The 19,689-nt window shown below is 49.0% G+C and carries 15 protein-coding genes and 1 other annotated feature; of the genes, 1 reads left to right on the top strand and 14 read right to left on the bottom strand.

Translation table 11 applies throughout. The features are described 5' to 3' along the window. Window positions 1-58: 58 nt before the first annotated feature. The 10 genes from AC0YN0_RS10650 to AC0YN0_RS10605 all read right to left on the bottom strand — a co-directional run bounded on the left by AC0YN0_RS10650 (window position 59) and on the right by AC0YN0_RS10605 (window position 13,957). Window positions 59-1,615, bottom strand: coding sequence for an ABC-F family ATP-binding cassette domain-containing protein (locus tag AC0YN0_RS10650; RefSeq protein WP_442049300.1), 1,557 nt, complete (start codon window positions 1,613-1,615; stop codon window positions 59-61). A 156-nt stretch (window positions 1,616-1,771) separates the two neighbouring features. Then, window positions 1,772-2,437 carry an NAD-dependent epimerase/dehydratase family protein gene (locus AC0YN0_RS10645; protein ID WP_475821260.1) on the bottom strand — a complete coding sequence of 222 codons (666 nt, stop codon included), beginning with the start codon at window positions 2,435-2,437 and terminating at the stop codon, window positions 1,772-1,774. 118 nt (window positions 2,438-2,555) lie between these two features. Next, window positions 2,556-4,121, bottom strand: coding sequence for an alpha-L-rhamnosidase-related protein (locus tag AC0YN0_RS10640; protein WP_475821259.1), 1,566 nt, complete (start codon window positions 4,119-4,121; stop codon window positions 2,556-2,558). Between the two features lie 36 nt (window positions 4,122-4,157). After that, window positions 4,158-4,988, bottom strand: a complete 831-nt coding sequence (locus AC0YN0_RS10635; RefSeq protein WP_475821258.1) for a carbohydrate ABC transporter permease — start codon at window positions 4,986-4,988, stop codon at window positions 4,158-4,160. After that, window positions 4,985-5,851 carry a carbohydrate ABC transporter permease gene (locus AC0YN0_RS10630; RefSeq protein WP_475821257.1) on the bottom strand — a complete coding sequence of 289 codons (867 nt, stop codon included), beginning with the start codon at window positions 5,849-5,851 and terminating at the stop codon, window positions 4,985-4,987. Before AC0YN0_RS10630 ends, AC0YN0_RS10635 begins: the two co-directional genes overlap by 4 nt. An 85-nt stretch (window positions 5,852-5,936) precedes the next feature. Then, window positions 5,937-7,310 carry an ABC transporter substrate-binding protein gene (locus AC0YN0_RS10625; RefSeq protein WP_475821256.1) on the bottom strand — a complete coding sequence of 458 codons (1,374 nt, stop codon included), beginning with the start codon at window positions 7,308-7,310 and terminating at the stop codon, window positions 5,937-5,939. Between the two features lie 164 nt (window positions 7,311-7,474). Then, window positions 7,475-8,983 carry a response regulator transcription factor gene (locus tag AC0YN0_RS10620; RefSeq protein ID WP_475821255.1) on the bottom strand — a complete coding sequence of 503 codons (1,509 nt, stop codon included), beginning with the start codon at window positions 8,981-8,983 and terminating at the stop codon, window positions 7,475-7,477. Then, window positions 8,976-10,748: a cache domain-containing sensor histidine kinase gene (locus tag AC0YN0_RS10615; protein ID WP_475821254.1), complete on the bottom strand. Its 1,773-nt coding sequence runs from the start codon at window positions 10,746-10,748 to the stop codon at window positions 8,976-8,978. The genes AC0YN0_RS10620 and AC0YN0_RS10615 overlap by 8 nt, the downstream gene beginning before the upstream one ends. A gap of 179 nt (window positions 10,749-10,927) precedes the next feature. Then, window positions 10,928-12,469 carry a 2-isopropylmalate synthase gene (locus AC0YN0_RS10610; protein ID WP_475821253.1) on the bottom strand — a complete coding sequence of 514 codons (1,542 nt, stop codon included), beginning with the start codon at window positions 12,467-12,469 and terminating at the stop codon, window positions 10,928-10,930. A 106-nt stretch (window positions 12,470-12,575) separates the two neighbouring features. Beyond that, window positions 12,576-12,806: a binding site (T-box leader), on the bottom strand. A gap of 17 nt (window positions 12,807-12,823) precedes the next feature. Further along, window positions 12,824-13,957 (bottom strand): AbrB family transcriptional regulator, encoded by a 1,134-nt coding sequence (locus tag AC0YN0_RS10605; RefSeq protein WP_475821252.1) that lies wholly within the window; start codon window positions 13,955-13,957, stop codon window positions 12,824-12,826. Window positions 13,958-14,705: 748 nt separating this feature from the next. Between AC0YN0_RS10605 and AC0YN0_RS10600 the strand changes: the two genes are divergently transcribed. Then, entirely contained in the window at window positions 14,706-15,590 is an 885-nt protein-coding gene (locus AC0YN0_RS10600) for an IS1595 family transposase (RefSeq protein ID WP_475821251.1), read from the top strand. Window positions 15,591-16,091: 501 nt separating this feature from the next. Here AC0YN0_RS10600 and AC0YN0_RS10595 read toward each other — a convergent pair. From AC0YN0_RS10595 to solA, 4 genes are read right to left on the bottom strand one after another with little or no spacing between them, the layout of a single operon-like run. Then, window positions 16,092-17,423 carry an LLM class flavin-dependent oxidoreductase gene (locus AC0YN0_RS10595; RefSeq protein ID WP_475821250.1) on the bottom strand — a complete coding sequence of 444 codons (1,332 nt, stop codon included), beginning with the start codon at window positions 17,421-17,423 and terminating at the stop codon, window positions 16,092-16,094. Window positions 17,424-17,475: 52 nt separating this feature from the next. After that, the gene (locus AC0YN0_RS10590) at window positions 17,476-18,009 is read right to left on the bottom strand and encodes a GNAT family N-acetyltransferase (RefSeq protein ID WP_475821249.1); all 534 of its coding nucleotides are present in this window, start codon (window positions 18,007-18,009) and stop codon (window positions 17,476-17,478) included. 16 nt (window positions 18,010-18,025) lie between these two features. Then, window positions 18,026-18,511 (bottom strand): DinB family protein, encoded by a 486-nt coding sequence (locus tag AC0YN0_RS10585; protein ID WP_475821248.1) that lies wholly within the window; start codon window positions 18,509-18,511, stop codon window positions 18,026-18,028. Window positions 18,512-18,529: 18 nt separating this feature from the next. After that, the gene (gene solA / locus AC0YN0_RS10580) at window positions 18,530-19,687 is read right to left on the bottom strand and encodes an N-methyl-L-tryptophan oxidase (RefSeq protein WP_475821247.1); all 1,158 of its coding nucleotides are present in this window, start codon (window positions 19,685-19,687) and stop codon (window positions 18,530-18,532) included. Window positions 19,688-19,689 lie beyond the last annotated feature (2 nt).

Raw genomic sequence — 19,689 nt, 5'->3', positions numbered from 1 at the left:
AATATGCGAAAGCCTGCCTGACTGCAGCAGTCGGGCAGGCTTTCCTTATTCATCAAAATTAGAATACTTTCGTTGTCCAAGACTCGCAATTCCAAGTTTCCGTCACAACATCCCGATAAAATTCAGGTTCGTGGGAAATAAGCAGAATGCTGCCTTTGAAGGCTTTAAGCGCCCGTTTCAGTTCTTCCTTCGCATCCACGTCCAAATGGTTCGTAGGCTCATCGAGCACGAGCAGATTCGTTTCGCGGTTAATGAGCTTGCATAGGCGAACCTTTGCTTTCTCGCCGCCGCTCAGTACTGCGATCTTGCTCTCAATATGTTTAGTCGTTAGTCCGCATTTAGCAAGCGCCGCACGCACCTCGAATTGCGAGAAGGATGGGAATTCCTTCCATACTTCTTCGATACAGGTGTTGTAATTCGCTTCCTTCATCTCTTGCTCGAAATAGCCGATGTACTGGTGCTCGCCGCGTTCGACCGTTCCTTCAAGAGCAGGGATTTCTCCTAAGATACTGCGCATAAGCGTCGTCTTACCGATACCGTTCGCACCGACAAGCGCAATCTTCTGTCCGCGTTCCATCCGTAGATCAAGCGGCCTGGAGAGCGGGCTGTCATAACCGATAACGAGACCTTTCGTCTCGAAAATAAGCTTGCCTGACGCTCTCGCGTCTTTGAAGTTGAATTGCGGCTTCGGCTTCTCGGCCGCAAGCTCGATGACTTCCATCTTGTCGAGCTTCTTCTGTCTCGACATCGCCATGTTGCGTGTTGCAACGCTCGCTTTGTTGCGCGCGACGAAATCCTTCAAGTCTGCAATCTCCTGCTGCTGACGCTTATAAGCCGATTCCAGCTGTTGCTTTTTCATTTCATGCACTTGCTGGAAGTGGCTGTAGTCGCCTACATAACGGTTCAGCTCTTGGTTTTCCATATGGTAGATCAGGTTAATAACGCTGTCCAGGAACGGAATATCATGCGAAATAAGAATGAAGGCATTCTCATATTCTTGCAAATAACGCTTTAACCATTCAATATGCTGTTCGTCCAAGTAGTTGGTAGGCTCATCGAGCAGAAGCACGTCTGGCTTCTCGAGCAGCAGCTTAGCAAGAAGCACCTTCGTGCGTTGACCGCCGCTTAGATCGTTGACGTCCTTGTCGAGGCCGATATCCGTAAGTCCAAGACCGCGAGCCGTCTCATCGATCTTCGCATCGATCATATAGAAATCCTGATTCGTCAGCGTATCTTGAATCGTGCCGACATCCTCAAGCAACTGCTCAAGTTCTTCCGGCGTTACATCGCCCATTCTCGCGTAGCTGTCGTTCATCTCTTGCTCCAAGTCGAACAAGTATTGGAACGCGCCCTTCAATACATCGCGCATTGTCATGCCTTTGCTTAGCACGGCATGCTGGTCAAGGTAACCGACACGCATCCTTCTCGACCACTCGACCTTGCCGTCATCCGGTTGCAGCTTGCCTGTAATAATGTTCATGAAGGTGGACTTGCCTTCGCCGTTGGCGCCGATCAGCCCGATATGCTCGCCCTTAAGCAAGCGAAACGACACGTTATTGAAGATCGCACGATCCCCAAAGCCGTGGCTTAGTCTTTCTACGTTTAATATGCTCATTGATTAACACCTTTTCTTCTATTATTAGTCTCGTTATATTATAAGCGGAGGACGGGGACAACTCAATGGGAGATCGAACAATTTCCGACAATAGGAAGCATTTTATGCGCTAATAAAAAAGCTGCTCCCTCATAAGGAGCAGCGGATAAGAAATGCTCAACGCACGGCTGCAATCCGATTAATCTCTTCGCTATCGATTATCGCCTTGCCATGGCCATGCTTGGCAACCTTGACCATCGCCCAAGCCAAATTATCCGAGGTCGTGACCGATTTCATACGCTCCATCAATGGATATAACGGCTTCAATATGACGTAGAAAAATTGGTACAGCTTCGTCTTGGACTTTACGCCATGCTTCGGCAAGATCGCGCCGGGACGGAACATATACGCGCCCTTGAAAGGCAGCTTCAGCAAATCATTTTCCGTCTTGCCCTTCACTCTTGCCCACATGCTTCGGCCCTGCTCCGTACTGTCCGTCCCCATGCCCGTCACGTACAGGAATGTCATTTGCGGGTTTAACTTTACAAGCGTACGCGCAATACTCATCGTAATATCGTAAGTAATCGCGCGATACTTCTCCTCGGACATGCCCGCAGAGGATACGCCAAGGCAGAAGATGCAAGCGTCATAGCCGGTAAGCTGATCCTCGATCGCAGCTAGGTCAAGTAAATCTTTATGTATAATTTCCGTAAGCTTAGGATGCTGCTTCCCCGTCCCGCTTCGCCCAACTGACAGCACGTTTGTCACTTCGGGATCAAGCAAGCATTCGCGAAGCGCGCCTTGACCGACCATGCCTGATGCGCCGAATAGGAGTACATTCATTGCCTATCGCTCCTCTCATATTCCTCCTTTCAGTATTGCGAAACGATCTATTAAAGTCAACTCAACCTACTAAAGCAAAAAAAGTCCTGCCAACCACCGACAGGACTTCACTTTCCTACTAAATCAAATATTTGCGTATAAAGTACGTCGGCGTACAGCTCCAGGCGTGACAATAGCTGTTAATGAGATTGCTTCCGTAAGGCGACAGCTTTTTGTCCTCGGGACTGTAGAGCTCCCAGAACGTATCCGCCCCGTCCTTCATCATCTCTCCCCAATACGCCCACATCCGCTCGGCAGCCTTATCTTTCATCCCGCAACTGAACAACGCTTCAATAAAATGGTGATACATATAAGGCGTGTTCATGCCGATCACCGGAGATTGATCCATAAGATTATTAAGCAACTTCACATTTTGCTCCGGATCCAGCACCTCCGCCAACACCATCCATACCTGCGATGCCCATGAAACCTGGCGCTCTGAGCCGCTAACGAATAAGCCCTGCTGTTCATCCCACAACTGATCCATTGCGGCTTTGGCCGCATTATCGATCTGTCCGCGTATATAATCGCGCTCTTCGTTAAGTCCCAATCTCTCTGCCAGCTGAAGTCCTCTTCTTAGACAATAGAGCAATACAGCTTGCGCCGAGGCTTGTTTGTTAAGGTCGGGATGCCAGTCGATGAAGCAGTACCAGGTCGGGTCGTCCATCACGATGCCGTTGCCACCCAGCCTGCGAACCGCGATCCGGATCTGCTCCATCGCAACCGGCCATAATTCATTAAGCGTTTCCGTATCGCCAGAAGCCTCGACATAATCATAGAGCGTCGCTACGAAAAACAACGAATAGTCGTAAAGCAGCGTATCGTCCACATGCGCATAAGGCTTCTCGAAAACACATGCGCCTACCTCGCCGCCCGCAAGCGTCATGCCGCCGAACAAGTACAGACAACGTTTAACGAGCTCGTATTGGTTGAACGTTAAGTAGTTGGCCTGAGCTTGCAGCCTCAGATCTCCGATCCATAGACGTCGATCCCGCTTCGGACCGTCCTCGAATACCGTCTGCATGCAATCCTGAAGCGTTTTGATGCCGATTCGGTCCATATCTGCCAGATCGGCGGGAACGCTGTTCGGCAAAGGACTAATCGCCGATACATCGCCGGAAGTCACCGAGCTGCAACGCAAATCTCCGAATGACACTTTATATTTGGCCGAAGTGTCCATGACGATCACTTTCATATACCGGAAGCAATACCGTCTAGGCAGCTTGATCTCAGCCGGAAGGACGTCAACGAATATCGTTTCCTCCTGCAGCCATGAGCTGCTGAGCCAGCCGTCATACGATTCGAACGGCTCCGCCACTTCACATGGCATTTCACCGAATATAAGCTTTAGCTTCAGAGGCGCATCGGGCGGACTTCCTACCGGTCGCACGTTCATGGTTACATAACCGACGAGATGCTCGCCGAAATCCACAATCGAGCTGTCACCTTTGCCGAACGGCTTGTCGCTCCATTCGTCCATGCGATAAGCATCGTCTACCCGCCAGCCCTGAAAGGCTTTATCATCGGCAACGACATTTACGATTCGTTGCGGCCGCACGTCTTGCTGGAACAGCTTAGGCGTTAGCTGCTCCGCTTTTTGAACGAAAGCTTCATTTAATCTCATCGGTTGTCGCAGTTGCTGCATTTCGCTTCCCCCTATCACATCTCAGTTCGTATTTGATTAGCCTTTAACCGATCCAGCGGTCATACCGGCTACGATTTTCTTATTGAAGAAAATAAACAGCAGCAAAGGCGGTATCGTAATAAGCAGTATGTTCGTAAACAACAAATTCCACTGCGACACGAACTGGCTCGTGAAATTGTATAGTGTGAGCTGAACGGTCGCGTTTTTGGAACCCGGAAAGAAATAAAGCGGATTCGTGAAATCGTTAAATATAGAGACGGACGACGTAACAATAATCGTTGCTGTAACAGGCTTCAGCAGCGGAAGGATCATTTGGAAGAACAACCGGTATCCACCAGCGCCGTCAATCGTTGCCGCTTCGTCGATCTCGCGGGGAATACCGCTCATAAAACCGCGATAGAGAAGCACGCCGAAAGGAAATCCGAGCGCAACCTCGACAAGCACGATACCGGTCATCGTCTTGAATAAGCCGATTCCGTCAAGTACCCAAATGGTCGGCACGATGGCAGGAGGTATTATAAGGCCCGCAAGGACGAAGAAGCTAAGCCATGGGGTGAATCTGTCTTTGCGGCGCTGCATGACAAAACCTGTAATGGCGCAGACGACGACCATTATGACAATCGATAGAACCGTCAGCAAAGTGCTGTTGTAGAAAGCTCGAACGAGCATATAATCGCGAATCGAAATAACCTCGACAATATTTTCCCAAATATGAATGCTGGAAGGCCATGAAAGATTCATAAGCGACGCTTCCTTCGCATCTTTCATTGCATTAACGATGATGAAATAGAACGGCACCCAGAAAACAACGATAGACGCTAAGATTGCGATAATTTCAACAATGAACTTGCGGGAGGATCGAATCATAGGTCAACCTCTTTTCTGTTCAAATATGCCGTGAGCGGATATACGAGTAAGGTTACGAAGATAAATAAAATAACGTTGCCCGCAGTCGCTAAACCATAGAATCCGCCCTGATATTGCTTGTAAATAACCGATGCAAGCACATCCGTCGTGAAACCCGGTCCGCCCTTCGTCATCGCCCAGATCAGATCGAAGGAACGCAAGCCGCCTATAAAAGCAAGCGTAATGACCGAATTCGTAGCCGGTCGGCTCAGAGGAACGATAATATTCCAGAACTTGTTGAAAGCATTGCCCCCGTCGATCTGCAGCGCCTCGTAGTAGTCTTCCGGAATGGACATAATGCCTGCAATATAAATAACGGTAGCGAAGCCTACACCTTTCCATACATCAACGAAAGCGACGGACAGCAGTGCCATCCGCGTATCGCCGAGCCAGTCTGGTCCGGCAATGCCGATTGCGCTTAATGCGGTATTGATAAGCCCTTCGGTCGGATGCATCATCATGCTGAAGGCCGTTCCGATCGCGATTGTACTGACCAAGGTCGGGAAGAACACGACCGAGCGAAGATAAGCTTTGGATTTGATCTTCGATGTAAGGAACACACCTAGCAATAAACCCAGCACTACTTTAAGGACGCAGGTCACAAGCGCATAAATGAACGTATTTTTGAAACCGATCGTAAGCGATGGCTCTTGGAAGAAGGTAATGAAGTTATCGAAGCCGATAAACTCATAATCGAGCAACGTCCATCTTGTCATGCTGAAGAAAAAAGACATGAAGGTCGGCAATATAAAAATAATGAAGTAAATAATAGCTCCAGGCAGTAGGAAGGTATACGAATAGTTCCTTTTCCATACCTTGTTCATGCTGTCCCCTCCCGATTGTTCTATAAAGTCGGCCCTGCATCCATTATGAGGGCCGACTGTAATTCTATTCAGATGCCTTCATCGATTACCAGCCTGCAAGTCCTAGCTGCTGGGCTTGTTTCTCTACGTCCTTGTCATACAGCTCAGCGCCTTCCTTAGCAGGTCTGAAGCCCGCGCCGACCTCCGTCGTGATTTGCGGCAAGCTCGGTCCTTTGAGCGGCGATACGAACTCAAGCGCCGGAGCGGTTTTGTTGTTCTCGAAGTATGGCAGCATATCCTTGACGATTTGCGAAATATCGTCAGGCAGCTTTGCATCCTTAATCAAATAAGGGCCTGTCGGTTTCGATACTTTCGCCCATACCTCCATGCCTTCCGCCGAAGCGACGAATTCGACGAATTTCTTCGCTTCTTCCAGATGCTCCGTGTTTTTGTAAATATACGCGCCTCCAGGCATCCAAGCCGTCAAGCCGTTTTGGTCAGCGTTGTCGCCAGGCTGAGCGAAGAAACCGATGTCATCAAGCGTATCTGGATAGTTTTGCTCGAATACCGGTACCGCGAATGTCAGCATCGGGTAATGCGCGCCTTTTCCTTCGGCAAGCATTTTCACGCCAGCATCATAGGTTGTCGCTTTGAAATCCTTGTTTAAGTAACCTTTGTCGAACACTTCCTGCAGCTTCTCGAAGCCTCTTAGAGCTGCCGGTGTCGTTGCGAATTTAGCTTTGTTAGCCGTATATTCCTCTGCGAACGCCGGAAGTTGCGCCTGTACGTTGTAGTAATCAGCAAGCAAAATCATTTGGCTAGTCCAGTCGTCCTTGTACGTGCCGATGACCGGCGTAATGCCTGCAGCTTTGATCTTCTCATTGTTCGCCATGAGCTCATCCCATGTTTTCGGAACGGACAATCCCAAGTCCGCATATACCTTTTTGTTATAGAACCATCCGCCTCCAAGCGCCGCGCCGGCAGGTGCGCCGTATACTTTGCCTTCGAATGCAACCGTCGTTTTGAACGTATCGAGGACGTTGTCCATGAACGGCTCATTCGTGAGGTCGACCATATTTTGCGCCGGGTTTAGCGCCTGCATGAGTGAACCGGAGTTATAGAAGAAGACGTCGTTCATATCGCCGGTGGATAGGCGTGTTTTGACGAAGTTGTCGCCTTCGCCGCCGCCGGGACGCGTCTCGTGCTCAACCGTTATATTCGGGTATTTCGCTTCGAACGCTTCGATAGCCGCTTTAGCCGTATTAACCGCATCCTGCGTATTGTCCGTCAGCAATGAGATCGTTACTTTCTTGTCGGATGCGCCGTTGTCGTTAGATGCCGGTGCCGACGTTGCATTGTCATTAGCAGCTGGCGCCTGGTTGTCGTTCGTTCCGTTCGAGTTGTTGCCGCAAGCGCCAAGCATGCTTGTCATCAGTACGCCGCAAAAAAGAGTAATCAAGCTTTTTCTTGTATTCGTCATCTGCTTAAATCCCCCTGATTCTTCGAATTAATATGGCAGTTAGGGCCCGGGTACCCTCTGACATGATTATAAACCGGATATTGTATGCGTTTGCAGTGCTGCATTTTATCGATTGATGTCCGTTTTTTTTGGATAGCATGGAATATGAACATAAAAATAGGGAGTCACGACGGATTCCCTAATTCATCCTTATATTGTCCCGGCGTAAACCCCGTATGCTTTTTGAAAACCTCGGAAAAATGCCGATACGTATGATAGCCGACCTTCTCGCTCGCTTCATTCACCTTCAACCCTTTGGCAAGCAGAATCTTGGCATACTCCATCCGGTAGCGGGTTAGAAACTTAATATACGTTTCGCCCATCACTTCCTTGAACAGTACGCTTAAATAGGTTGCATTCAAGCCGACGTGACCTGCAACCTCCTGCAGCGACAGATCCCGCGAAATGTTCATTTCGATATAAGCTCTCGCTTGCTCGACGGCAGCATGCTTTGATAGTTCCCGCGATTCCATCGTCAAGTCGGCGATCTTCTCGATTTGCTCGCGGAACCATGGCAGCAGCTGTCCGCTGGCAGCCGCTTCACTGATCTCGACATGCGGCATATATCGCCGATGGAACTCATCCGCCTTAGCATCCAATCCCGATTCTTGAGCAGCCTGCAGCGTCATATAAATAAGCTTCAGCATTTCCCGCTCGATGATTTCCGTGTCGACCTTCTCATTCAGGATCCATGCGATAAAATAATCAATCTGCTCCAGCAATCCCGCCTTATTGCCCGCACGAATGCTAAGAACGATCGCTTCTTCTCGCTCGCTTAGCCCTTTAGGCGTAGTCATCGCTTCACCGAGCTCCTCGAATCGAACGATCCCCTTCGTCTGCAGCATGCGAGCTGAACGCAGGGCGCGAACCGCTTCTTTACAGCTTGCACATGTTTGTTCAAGGTTCGAATACGTATGGCCGACCCCGATCGCAACCGCTTCCCGGTCATTAAGATCTACATCATAAGCGAGCCACTCCCACCATTCATGGGTAGGGTGCTCATAATGGAATAACGCAAGCCACTGCTCTTGGCCATGCTTGACGGCAACAGCCTCTACCTGCTCCTGATTCGTCCAAACAAACTTTCCGCTATAGGCCAGAACCGTAACGCCCTTAAGCCGTTCGACATCCGGTCCGAAGCAGGAGCGCCACTTCGGCAGAGATTCTATGCCTGTCAGCAGCAAATCCAGCGTAGCCTTCTCCAACAGCTCCTGCTTGCTCTCCTCCCATTTTTGCTTAATCGCCAAGTTTTCCTTCTGCTCTTCCGTTTTTACTAACATTTTGCGGATCGCCTTTTCGATGCTTTGAATCGTAATAGGCTTATCCAAATAATCGGCAACGCCCAGTTCTATAGCTCGGCGAACGTATTCGAATTCATTAAAGCCGCTGAAGACGATGCAGTACGTATTCGGAGCTTCCTTCATGACCGCCTCGATTAATTGCAGGCCGTCCATGCCGGGCATGCGTATATCCGTCAGAATAATGTCAGGCTGCACTTTTCTGAACAGCTCTAGCGCACTGTAACCGTCGCTTGCCGTACCCGCCAGCTCAATACCGAAGCTCGGCCAATCGATCATCGTTTGCAGCCCCTTAAGCACGATATATTCGTCATCGAATACGACCGCTTTAAGCATGTTCTGCGCCTCCCTCTTCCAAGTATTTAAATCGTATAACGATTTTCGTACCCACGTTTGCTTCGCTTACGATAAGAAATGAGCTCGATTCCCCATAGAACAACATAATGCGTTCCTTTACGTTGCGAAGTCCGTAGCCTTGCTCGGTCTTCGCCATATCCTCGATGCCGACTCCGTCATCCTCCACGGCGAATTGCACGAATTCTCCATCCTTGCGGCCTGTCAAGCTGATCGTCCCTTCGCCGACCTTAGGCTCCAAACCATGGTAGATCGCATTCTCCACTAAAGGCTGCAGCAGCAATTTCAAAATTTCGATGCCCATTATAGCAGGCTCCACATCCTCTATATATTGGAAGCGATTGTTATAGCGTATATTTTGAATCGTCATATAGTGTTCGACATGCTTCAGCTCTTTGTACAAAGGTATCGTTTCCTTGCCTTTGTTCAAGCTCAACTTGAAACTCTCCGACAACGATATCGCCATTTGGGCAACATCATGATTATTCTGAAGCGTCGCCATCCAATAGATCGAATCTAACGTATTGTACAAGAAATGGGGCTTGATCTGAGCCTGGAGTGCGCGAAGCTCGGCATCGCGTTCCTTCAGCTCCGAATGGAGCAGCCTCTCGCTGAGCTCCTCGTTAACGGACGACATTCTCTTGAACGACTCGCCGATCGCGCCGACCTCATCCTCCTCGAACGTTTCGTCGAAATCTCTTGTGCCTGTCGTCCACTTAACCATCATTTTTTTGAGCTGCAGAAGCGGCTTCGTTATGCTCCCGGAGATAATGAATGACAAGACCAGCGCAATGAATCCGATTACAGAAGCAATGAGCGCCGTCGCCCAGCCAATCTTGTTCGACTCCTTCAACAGATCCTGCATGGCGATTACATGGATGAATATCCATCCCGTCGTCTCATTCTCGTAGTTGACGCTCAGGTAGCCCTGATCCTGCAGCCTGCGGTACGTAGCTTCAAGATTGTCATTAGTCTGCTGCTCTATCATTTTAGATTGCTTCGGATAGATCACTTGGACCTTGTCGTCGGACGAATCGATAGCGAGGAACTCACCGCTGTAATGAATGTTTCTCGTAAAAATCGTATCGAAGATGGACTTCGATATGTTAATAACGAGCAGCCCGATCGGTTCTCCGTTATTCGTATCAGAGTCGCGAAACAGCTTAACCGTAGAGAACGTATTGGACTTGTCCCCCAAGATATTGCTGCTAAAAAAAACGACGCCGCCTTGGCGCTTAAAAGCTTTCTGATACCAGTCGCTCTGTTCGATTTGCTCGTATTTATTCTCACCCTTATAAATACCCGCATCGTCCGATCGGCCTAAGCAATACGCCTCGAACCGAAGATCATACAGGCAGATCGAATCAACAAACCGGGAATCGAGAAAGTTGCTGTTTATCATTTTTTGCAATTGATCCATTGTTCGGTCTTTAATGAGGCTTTGCTCTTCGGAAGTCGGATTTCGGCTCGCTCTCAAGTCGTCTCGGATATCATTGTTCAAGATGACGGATCGATTAAGGTTAATGACATTGCGAAACATCAAATCTGCTACCTCACTCGACGTGCGAAGATGATCCTGCGTCGTCTGCTTATTCGTATCCATAAGCGTCTCTTTGGCAATATTGAAGGAAATATAGCCGAGAATCGCCAGCGGCGGGACGGATAACAAAATCATGGCGGCGAAAAAACGGCTTCTAATTTTACGAAAGCGAACCTGGACGAACAGGTTATGCAGCCATTGCTTCATCTATATATCCGCCCCCTTGATCGATCATCAGTAAGTATTCATAAATATTACTGCTTCCTTGAAACCTGCACAAGGTCAAAAGTTAGCCTAATGTGTGCAATCCAAAAAAATCGGACATCCAATCCAAATAAAAAGGACACTGAACATAGATGTCCAGGTCCCTTCTTTGATACTTGCTCCTAGCTTTGGCTTTCATTGGCTCTGTCCAACAATACAGCATTGATTGCATTCAAGAAAGCTAGCGCGCTCGCTTTAATGATATCGGTATCCATCGCGCGGCCCGAATACGTCTTGCCCGCGTAATCGATTCGGATATTGACTCTTCCGACGGCCTCCATGCCTCTGGATAGACTGTTGATCTTGTAGTCTTTGAGCTGGACATCAAGGCCAACCAATGACTTGATGACGCTATAGAGCGCGTCGATCGGACCGTCTCCGCCCGAGCTTCCTTGAACCGATTCCGTGCCTTTTCTCAGTGTAACGGACGCTGACGGACTTACGTCGCCGCTGACGACCTGGAACGACTCCAGCTCGAACAGCTGCTTGCTGCTCGCATCGATCGTACGGTGATTCGTCACGAGATAGAACACGTCATGGTCGTACACTTCTTTCTTCGCATCGGCCAGCGTCAGAAACTTGGCGAACAACGCTTCGAAGTCTTCCGCGTCGCTCGTATCGAAGCCCATTTTCTCAACCGCGTTTTTGAATGCGTGCCTGCCGGATCTTGCCGTCAAGATCAACTCCATGCTGTCGGCTCCGATATCTTCCGGCGACATAATTTCATACACCTGCTTATCCTTCAGCAGACCGTCCTGATGAATGCCTGACGAGTGAGCGAAGGCGTTGTCTCCCGTAATCGCTTTGTTCACCTGCACATCAAGCCCCGTTAATAAAGTAACGAGTCTCGACGATTTGAGCAGCTCCTTCGTGTTAATATCCGTGTAGCAGCCGAAATGGTTTTCTCTCACCTTAAGCCCCATCACGACCTCTTCCAAGGAAGCATTGCCTGCCCGCTCGCCAAGACCGTTAATCGTAACTTCGACCTTCTGGGCACCGTTCTTGATTGCGCTCAGCGTATTGGCCGTAGCAAGACCAAGATCGTTATGGCAATGAACGCTAAGAATGACTTGATCGTTAAGATTTTTCAAACGATCGTTGATTTTGCGAATCAGCTCGCCGAACTCTTCAGGTACCGCGTAGCCGACCGTATCCGGCACGTTAATCATCGTCGCGCCCGCTTTGACGACGGCCTCGATCGTGCTCCACAAATATTCGAACTCCGAACGCGAAGCATCCTCGGTCGAATATTGCACTTGCGGCAGCAGCGTCTTCGCGTATTTGACGGCGTCGACGCCCATCTGCAGCACCGCGTCCTTGGAGCGGCTGAACTTCTTCTCCACGTGAATGTTGGATGTGCCCAGCACAATGTGGATCAACGGATTTTGCGCCAGCTTTATACTTTCGTAGACGGCGTCGATATCGCCTTTGACCGCTCTCGCAAGAGCTGTAATAGACACGCTGTCGCCAACACTGCGGGCGATCTGCTGCACGGCTTGGAAATCTCCGAGCGAAGACGCAGGGAAACCCGCTTCGATGATATCAACGTTCAGCCGTTTGAGCTGCTGAGCGATCTCGATTTTTTGCTGTATGTTAAGCTTGGCTCCCGGCACTTGTTCTCCGTCGCGCAATGTGGTGTCGAATACAATAATTTTACGGCTCATAGGTATGTCCTCCTTGGACTTTGCGTATTGGAATTTTGTTCGGTTATATGTGAAGCGAGGCGTGCTGAACCCGGAATTCAACACGCAAAAAAGCCCCGTCTCTATGTATAGAGACGAGGCGTTAGCTCGCGGTACCACTCTAATTCATTTCGTTGCGAAATGATCTTCTTCGATGGCTGTCACCATCTATCCCTGTAACGGTGGAATTCCGGCATACCCTACATATCAGGCAGCTGTTCATAGACGAGTTCGAAATGAACGACGTTACCGCTTCGCACCACCCAGCGGCTCTCTGAAAGGTCATAACATTTCTACTATTTCTAATCGTAACATTTGTGGATGAAATTATTTGAATTATATGCCACTGCTCTGCCGTTTGTCAACAACCTTGAACACAAACCTAATTAACGGCGGAACGACAAAGAAAATAAACAGCATGCGGAATAGCTGATACCCGGCTACCATCGATAGATCGGCATTGATGGCATGGGCGATAATGCCCATCTGATCCATGCCTCCAGGAGCGAGGCTTAGCATGGCGGTCGCTTCGGATACCGATTGAAGCTTTGAGAGCAGGACGCTGAGACCAAGCGCACCTAGAAGCATGAGCAGCCCGCTGGCAATAGCCAAAAGCAGCGTTCTCACTTTATGCTCCAATTGCTGCGGCTTAAGCAGCATTCCCACGTAGACTCCAATCATTAGCTGGGCGGCATTAACGAACAAGGACGGAAGTTCCGGTCCATGAACGCCTGTGAACTGCAGCGCTGCCGTTCCGATCGCCGGACCGAGTAAATACGCGGTCGGAAACTTGATTTTGTCACCTATCCATGCGCACGCTACACCTACTACCGCGAACAAAATAAGATTAGGAAACAAGCTGCTCCATAATGCAGCCGATGAAGTGGAAGCTTCAACAACAGCAGTAACAGTAGTTTCTGCTGTTGCAGACGATCCGCCGTCATAATGACTAATCATTGGACTATAGGCGAGCAGCGGGATGCAGATAACGATCACCATCAACCGTATAACCTGAGTCACCGTAACCATTGTAAGATTCGTGCCCTTCGTCTCTTCTGCCAGCAATATCACCTGAGAGAGCCCGCCCGGCACGCTTCCTAACAACGCCGATTTGTAATCCGAATGAGACAGCTTGGAAATAATAAGTGCGATGAAAGCGCAAAATAGTAGCAACAACGCCGTCATTAACAGCATGGTAGGAAGCTGCAGCGACATCTCGCCCAGTGCTGAACCGGTCAGCGATAATCCAATCGTATATCCGACCGTGATCATAGCCGCTTGCCGCAGCTGTCCCGGCCACACAAGCTTAACTTTCGTCGTATTACATACGATTAAGGTAGCGATCATAGGACCTAACAGCCAAGGTATTGGTACATGAAGCAGCTTGAAAAGAATACCCCCTGTTAGAGCAGCGCCAAGTGTGACCATAAAACGGCCGAAGCGGCTATTCGTTCTCTTTATCCAAATCATATGTAAGACTCCTCATCATCCTATCATTCACTGTGAAAAAAAGCTCAATTCAATCTATAAAAACCAACTAATCCAGCAAATGATTCTAGCACACATTACTTTTCATGTGCAAACCTCCATTCCTCACAGCTTCACCGACTTTGGTCGCGCTCCCCCACAATTCGATTAAGTCCAAACGCCAGCTGGTGCCTCCTCCTCGTCTTCCTCGACGTACGATCCTATCCCTCAAAAATACGCTTTAGACAGGACTCCCATCTGCTCAGGAAACAAAATTCTTCTTTCGCATGTCTCGCCTTCCAGTTTAGTCAATACCCTCACACATTCAATTTATCACTGCTACCTCCGTCTCTTCCTCTTCGGATACGATCCTACCCCTCAAAAAATCGCTTTAGACAAAACTCCGATCTGCTCAGGAAAAAAATCTTCTTTCGCATGTCTCGCCTTCCAGTTCAATCAATACCCTCACTCATTCAATTTATCACTGCTACCTCCGCCTTTTCCTCTTCGGATACGATCCTATCCCTCAAAAAATCGCTTTAGGCAGAACTCCCATCTGCTCAGGAAACCACTACTTTTTACACAGACCCTCCTACACTAACAACCAGCAGCTTGCAATCCACATTCGACTTGTTACCGTTACGCCAATTCAGCTCATAGTAATCTTCAATATCCAAAGATTGTAATTTAATGATAGCTATGTTACAATAAAATAAGAACATATGTTCCTATCAGTAAGTGGAGGCGATTAATGATGGAATATGAGTTATTGTTATTTCAACGACAATATTCGGATGAAGCAGCTTGTATAGAACTGTTACATCGGCTTAAGTGGCCGGTCGGCTTTCGGTGTCCTCGTTGCGATCACAACTCCGCTTACACGATTAATACTCGCCGATTACCCTTGTACGAATGCTCCAGATGCAAGCATCAAACCTCGCTTACTTCAGGTACAGTTATGGACAAGAGTAAGACTCCGCTTAACAAATGGCTTTGTACGATATATTTAGTTGCTGCTTGCAAGAAGAGGATGAATGCTGTTACGCTCGCCGAGCTTATTTCGGTATCGTACAAGACAGCTTGGTCCATGTTGGGCAAAATCAGACGTGCTATTTCTGATATGGATTGTACAATACTTCTGTCAGGCAAAGTCGAAGCCAAATCAGCCATCTACAGTCTTAAGCTTTACCAAACAGCTGAGAAGCAGCAAGCCGAACGTGCCGTCATAGTTGCTCGTTCGACAAGTCACGCTGATGTTCCCTATTACAAAATAAAGTTCACTTCCAGCAAACAAGAGCCGCGAAAACTGCTTACCCAAGAAGCCGAAGAAGAGTTTCTGGCTGCTCATGTCAACGAGAACGTCAACAATCTAGTAATCCATCGTCGTCCTGCATTTGGGTTGGTAGATCACTCACCATTGCAACAAGTCGCAAAAGCAGCTTTTAATTGGATAAATGTTTCCTTCTACGGCCTTCCTTCCTCCTCTGCTCAGCCCTATTTGGATGAATTCTGTTTCCGCCAAAACACGAAGCATATGTCTCCATTGCAAGCCATGGAGACACTTCTCAACATATGTCTTAAACAAGATCAGGCTATGTCTCAACAACAAAACAACCTCTATCAACAAGCTATATAGCCTACTAATGAGTAGATCGCGGTCTCATTATAATACCTACTTTTAGAATACAACTGACATCCGATAACACGATTATCGTTACTAGCTACAATCTTATAATTGCACCTCATTGCTTGTTCCTATGTGAACCCTTTCCTGAGCTGCGGTCAATCTTAGTTGAAGAAAAATTTAGTTTTGTGAAGTGAGCTCTACTGGAAAAACAGGGTACCGAGGTTGTGATTGCAACTTAATGTTTACCTATCTAATTCTAAGCTATCGCTATGAGTTTTTCCTGAGCTGTTGGGAGTGTTAGCTAAAGCAATTTTTAGAGTAGGGACGTTTATAGAAATAATATTGTTCGCTCGTAGCAGCAATCGACGCGTTAGGTGTTCGCCTTAACCATCTATTCCTCCGATTGCCTTTTCAGCTTCGATACTCCTACTATCAGACATAGTCGGAAGATAGCAAAAAAAAGCCAAACGGCAGTTGACGCCAATTGGCCTTAAGATGCAACCTCTAAAATTAGATGTTTACTTTCTGCTTCGCATAACGGTTTTCAGGGATTGGCAGCCCGAGATTGCCGCGCAGCGTATCCGACTCGTATTCGGTACGGTAGATGCCGCGTTCTTGCAAAATAGGAACGACCAGCTCGACGAAGTCGTTCAGCCCGGTAGGGATGGAGGAGTGAATAATGAAGCCGTCTGCCGCTTCTTCCTCATGCCATTGCTGAATAAGATCAGCAATCCTCTCAGGCGTACCAATGAACTGGCCCCGCGGAGTAGCCGATTGCAGCGCAACTTGACGAAGCGTCAGATTATGAGCTTTGGCGTTCTGCTTAATCTTATCCGTGCCGCTGCGGAAGCTATTGCTGCCGAGATCGCCGAGATCCGGGAATGGCTCGTCAAGCGGATACTGCGAGAAGTCGTGGTGCTCGAAGAAACGGCCTAGGTAGTTCAGCGCGTTCTCGATCGAGACAAGCTCTGCGATCTCCTGATACTTGCGCTCCGCTTCCTCCTCTGTCCGGCCGATAATCGGACCAATACCAGGGAAGATCGCGATGTCGTCGACCGATCGGCCTTCGGCCACGGTACGTTCCTTCACTTCTTTGTAGAAAGCTTTTGCTTCCTCAATATTCTCATGGCCAGTGAAGACAGCGTCCGCTGCTTTGCCTGCCAGTCGCTTGCCGCTCTCCGACGAGCCCGCTTGGAAGATGACGGGATGCCCTTGCTTGGAACGTGCAATATTAAGCGGTCCTTGGACCGAGAAATATTCGCCTTTATGGTCGAGACGGTGCATCTTCGATGGATCGAAGAATACGCCCTTTTCCTTATCCCTTACGAAAGCATCGTCCTCCCACGAATCCCATAACCCGCGCGTAACCTCGAGAAACTCCTCGGCAATTTTGTAACGCTCATCATGCGTCGGATGCTCTTTCTTGCTGTAATTGTTCGCCGAGCCCTCAAGCGGCGAAGTAACGACGTTCCAGCCTGCGCGACCTCCGCTAATATGATCGAGCGAGCCGAATTGTCTAGCGACCGTGAACGGCTCGGCATAAGAGCTCGACAACGTACCGACTAGCCCGATCTTGGACGTAACCGCAGCTAATGCTGATAAGATCGTAATCGGTTCGAACCGGTTCAAGAAGTGAGGAATCGATTTCTCGTTAATATAAAGTCCATCGGCAATAAATACGAGATCGAATTTACCGGCTTCTGCCGTTTGTGCTTGCCGTTTGTAGAAGTCGAGATTAACGCTCGCATCGGCAGGCACTTCAGGATGTCTCCAAGCCGATATATTGCCTCCTACACCATGAATAATTGCACCAAACTTGATCGATTTACGCTTCTTCGCCATTGTAGTCAACCTCCTATATGATTCATTTTTGCATGAAATTGCAGACTGATTGTCAAGCTTGTAACAACGCTGTCTCCTTCAATTGCAGTCGGTAACTCTTGACGAGCGTTGCACCGTTCACGATATCTTTGTCGAACGCTCGCTCGAAACCAAGACGCTCATACAAGCGGACGGCCGAATCCATCATATCGGAAGTATGGAGATGCAGCGTTTCAGCTCCCCACTCGAGCGCCAATCTAGCGCTGCCGCGGATAAGTTCGGTAGCTACGCCATGGCCGCGCGCCTTGCGCGATACAGCAAGCAAACGAATGATCGGAGATTGAATATCCAGCTCGGGATTGCCGTAAGCAAGCGCCGAGGAATCAAACAGGAACACACTGCCAACAACCTCTCCATCCAGCTCTGCTACCAATCTTGCTTTTGTCGTACCGGCATCGATAGCTTCCAATATATTTGACTTATATTGCTCCCAATATGGCGAAGGCAGCACCGATTCATACTGACCGTAAGCGTCTAATAGCACCTCTTCGATCGCTGCGCGATCGGTTTGTTCCGCATGACGGATGTTAATAGATTGCTGACTCATACTGCCACCTGCCCTCTTATATGATGTTGCGTGCAGCCGACTCTGCCGCCTTAATTCTTCGAATTTGCCCTAAATGTCCGTTAACGTGAATAACGAATGCCTTAACAATCGTCGATAACGATACGCTTTCGCCTTTGAAATTAACGGCCGTGCGATCCCAATCCGACGCAGGTATTCGTTTGAACAACAAGCTATTGTAATAAACGAAGGCATGAGCTGCCGCCACGATATGTTGCACATCCTCTTCATTCGCAAGCTGACCGCTCACCCAAGCATCTTGATTGAAGGCAGGAAGCTTCGCTTCCGATCCGGATAACAGCTCGCGTATACGGAAGGAGACGACGATGCTGTGATCCACAAGATGGGTAAGCACCTCCGTCACGCTCCATGATTCCGGAGCCGCTTTCCACTTGAGCTGCTCCTCCGTTAATCCCTTAATTTCTTGTTCGATTTCATCATAGGCGTTCAAATAAGCTTTCACATTTTCAGTTATCTGGCTCATGCAAGCTCCCCCTCATCGTTACGAACGTTTATCATTTACTTCATGCGATTTGAAGCGGCCGATCTTGAACTTAGTCAGATCATAGCCGGTATCTACGCCTTCAATCTGATTGGCAAGCACTTCGCCTATCACGCTTGCGAATTTGAAGCCATGCCCGGAGAAGCCTCCAGCAAGCCTTACATTCGGATACTCGGGATGAGCATCGATTATAAAATCTTCATCCGGCGTCATCTCGTATTTGCACACAACGCCCCGTAGCAGCTTTCCGGCCGCGCCTGGCATAAAGGATTCGAGTGCTCTTCGCAGATCGGCTTCATCCTCGGGGTATGTCCCGAAGGGTGCGATTGTCTCTCCCGGCTTCCATTCGTAGCCTCCATCATGACGACCGATCTTCACTCCGGCACCGTCAATGCTCGGAAATCCATAATAGCCGCCCGATGCGCCTCCCCATGTAAAACCAGGAAAAATGCCGGCATCGAAGTTTCCGCTGTTCGTCTCGAACCAGGCTACTACTTTGCGAACGGCCTTCACTGGAACAACCTCGTATGAAAATAACCGGTTGAACGCTGCACCCGCAGCAACAATGACCTGCTCTGCGGTATAAACGCGATCTTTCGTATACACCGTCACACCTGATTGCTGCGGGACGATCTTCGTCACGAGGGTGTTCGTAACAAGCTCCGCTCCTGCAGCGATAGCTAACTGCTTGTATGCAGCCACGCATCGCTCGCTATACAGGTAACCCGCATTCGGCTCATATAAGCCGCGGTAGCTGTCTTGTACTTGTACGCCTCGGAAACGTTGATTGATTTCATCTGCTTCCAGCAACTCGGTCACAACGCCATTCGCTTGTGCATCGTCAAGACGGCCAGCGTAATCGTAATAGCTAATATCGGCCATGTTCAGAACGCCTGACCGCTCCAGCAACTTCTTCCCGGATAACTGCTCCAGTTCCAGCCATCGCTCATCCGCGCGCAGAGCAAGCTTCACATATACGTCACCGCCATGATAAGCATGCCTGATGAGGCGCGGCTCGCCATGGTGGCTGCCTTCCTGATGAGGCGGATCGAAGGCATCTACCAGCAGCGTCTTGTGCCCTCGCGAAGCAAGCTCGTAACCTGCGCTCATCCCTGCCGAACCGGCTCCAATGACGATGACGTCATACGCATTAGACATGG

It is taken from the genome of Paenibacillus sp. J22P218, assembly GCF_056269195.1.
This window is presented reverse-complemented; position numbering and strand designations above follow the sequence as displayed.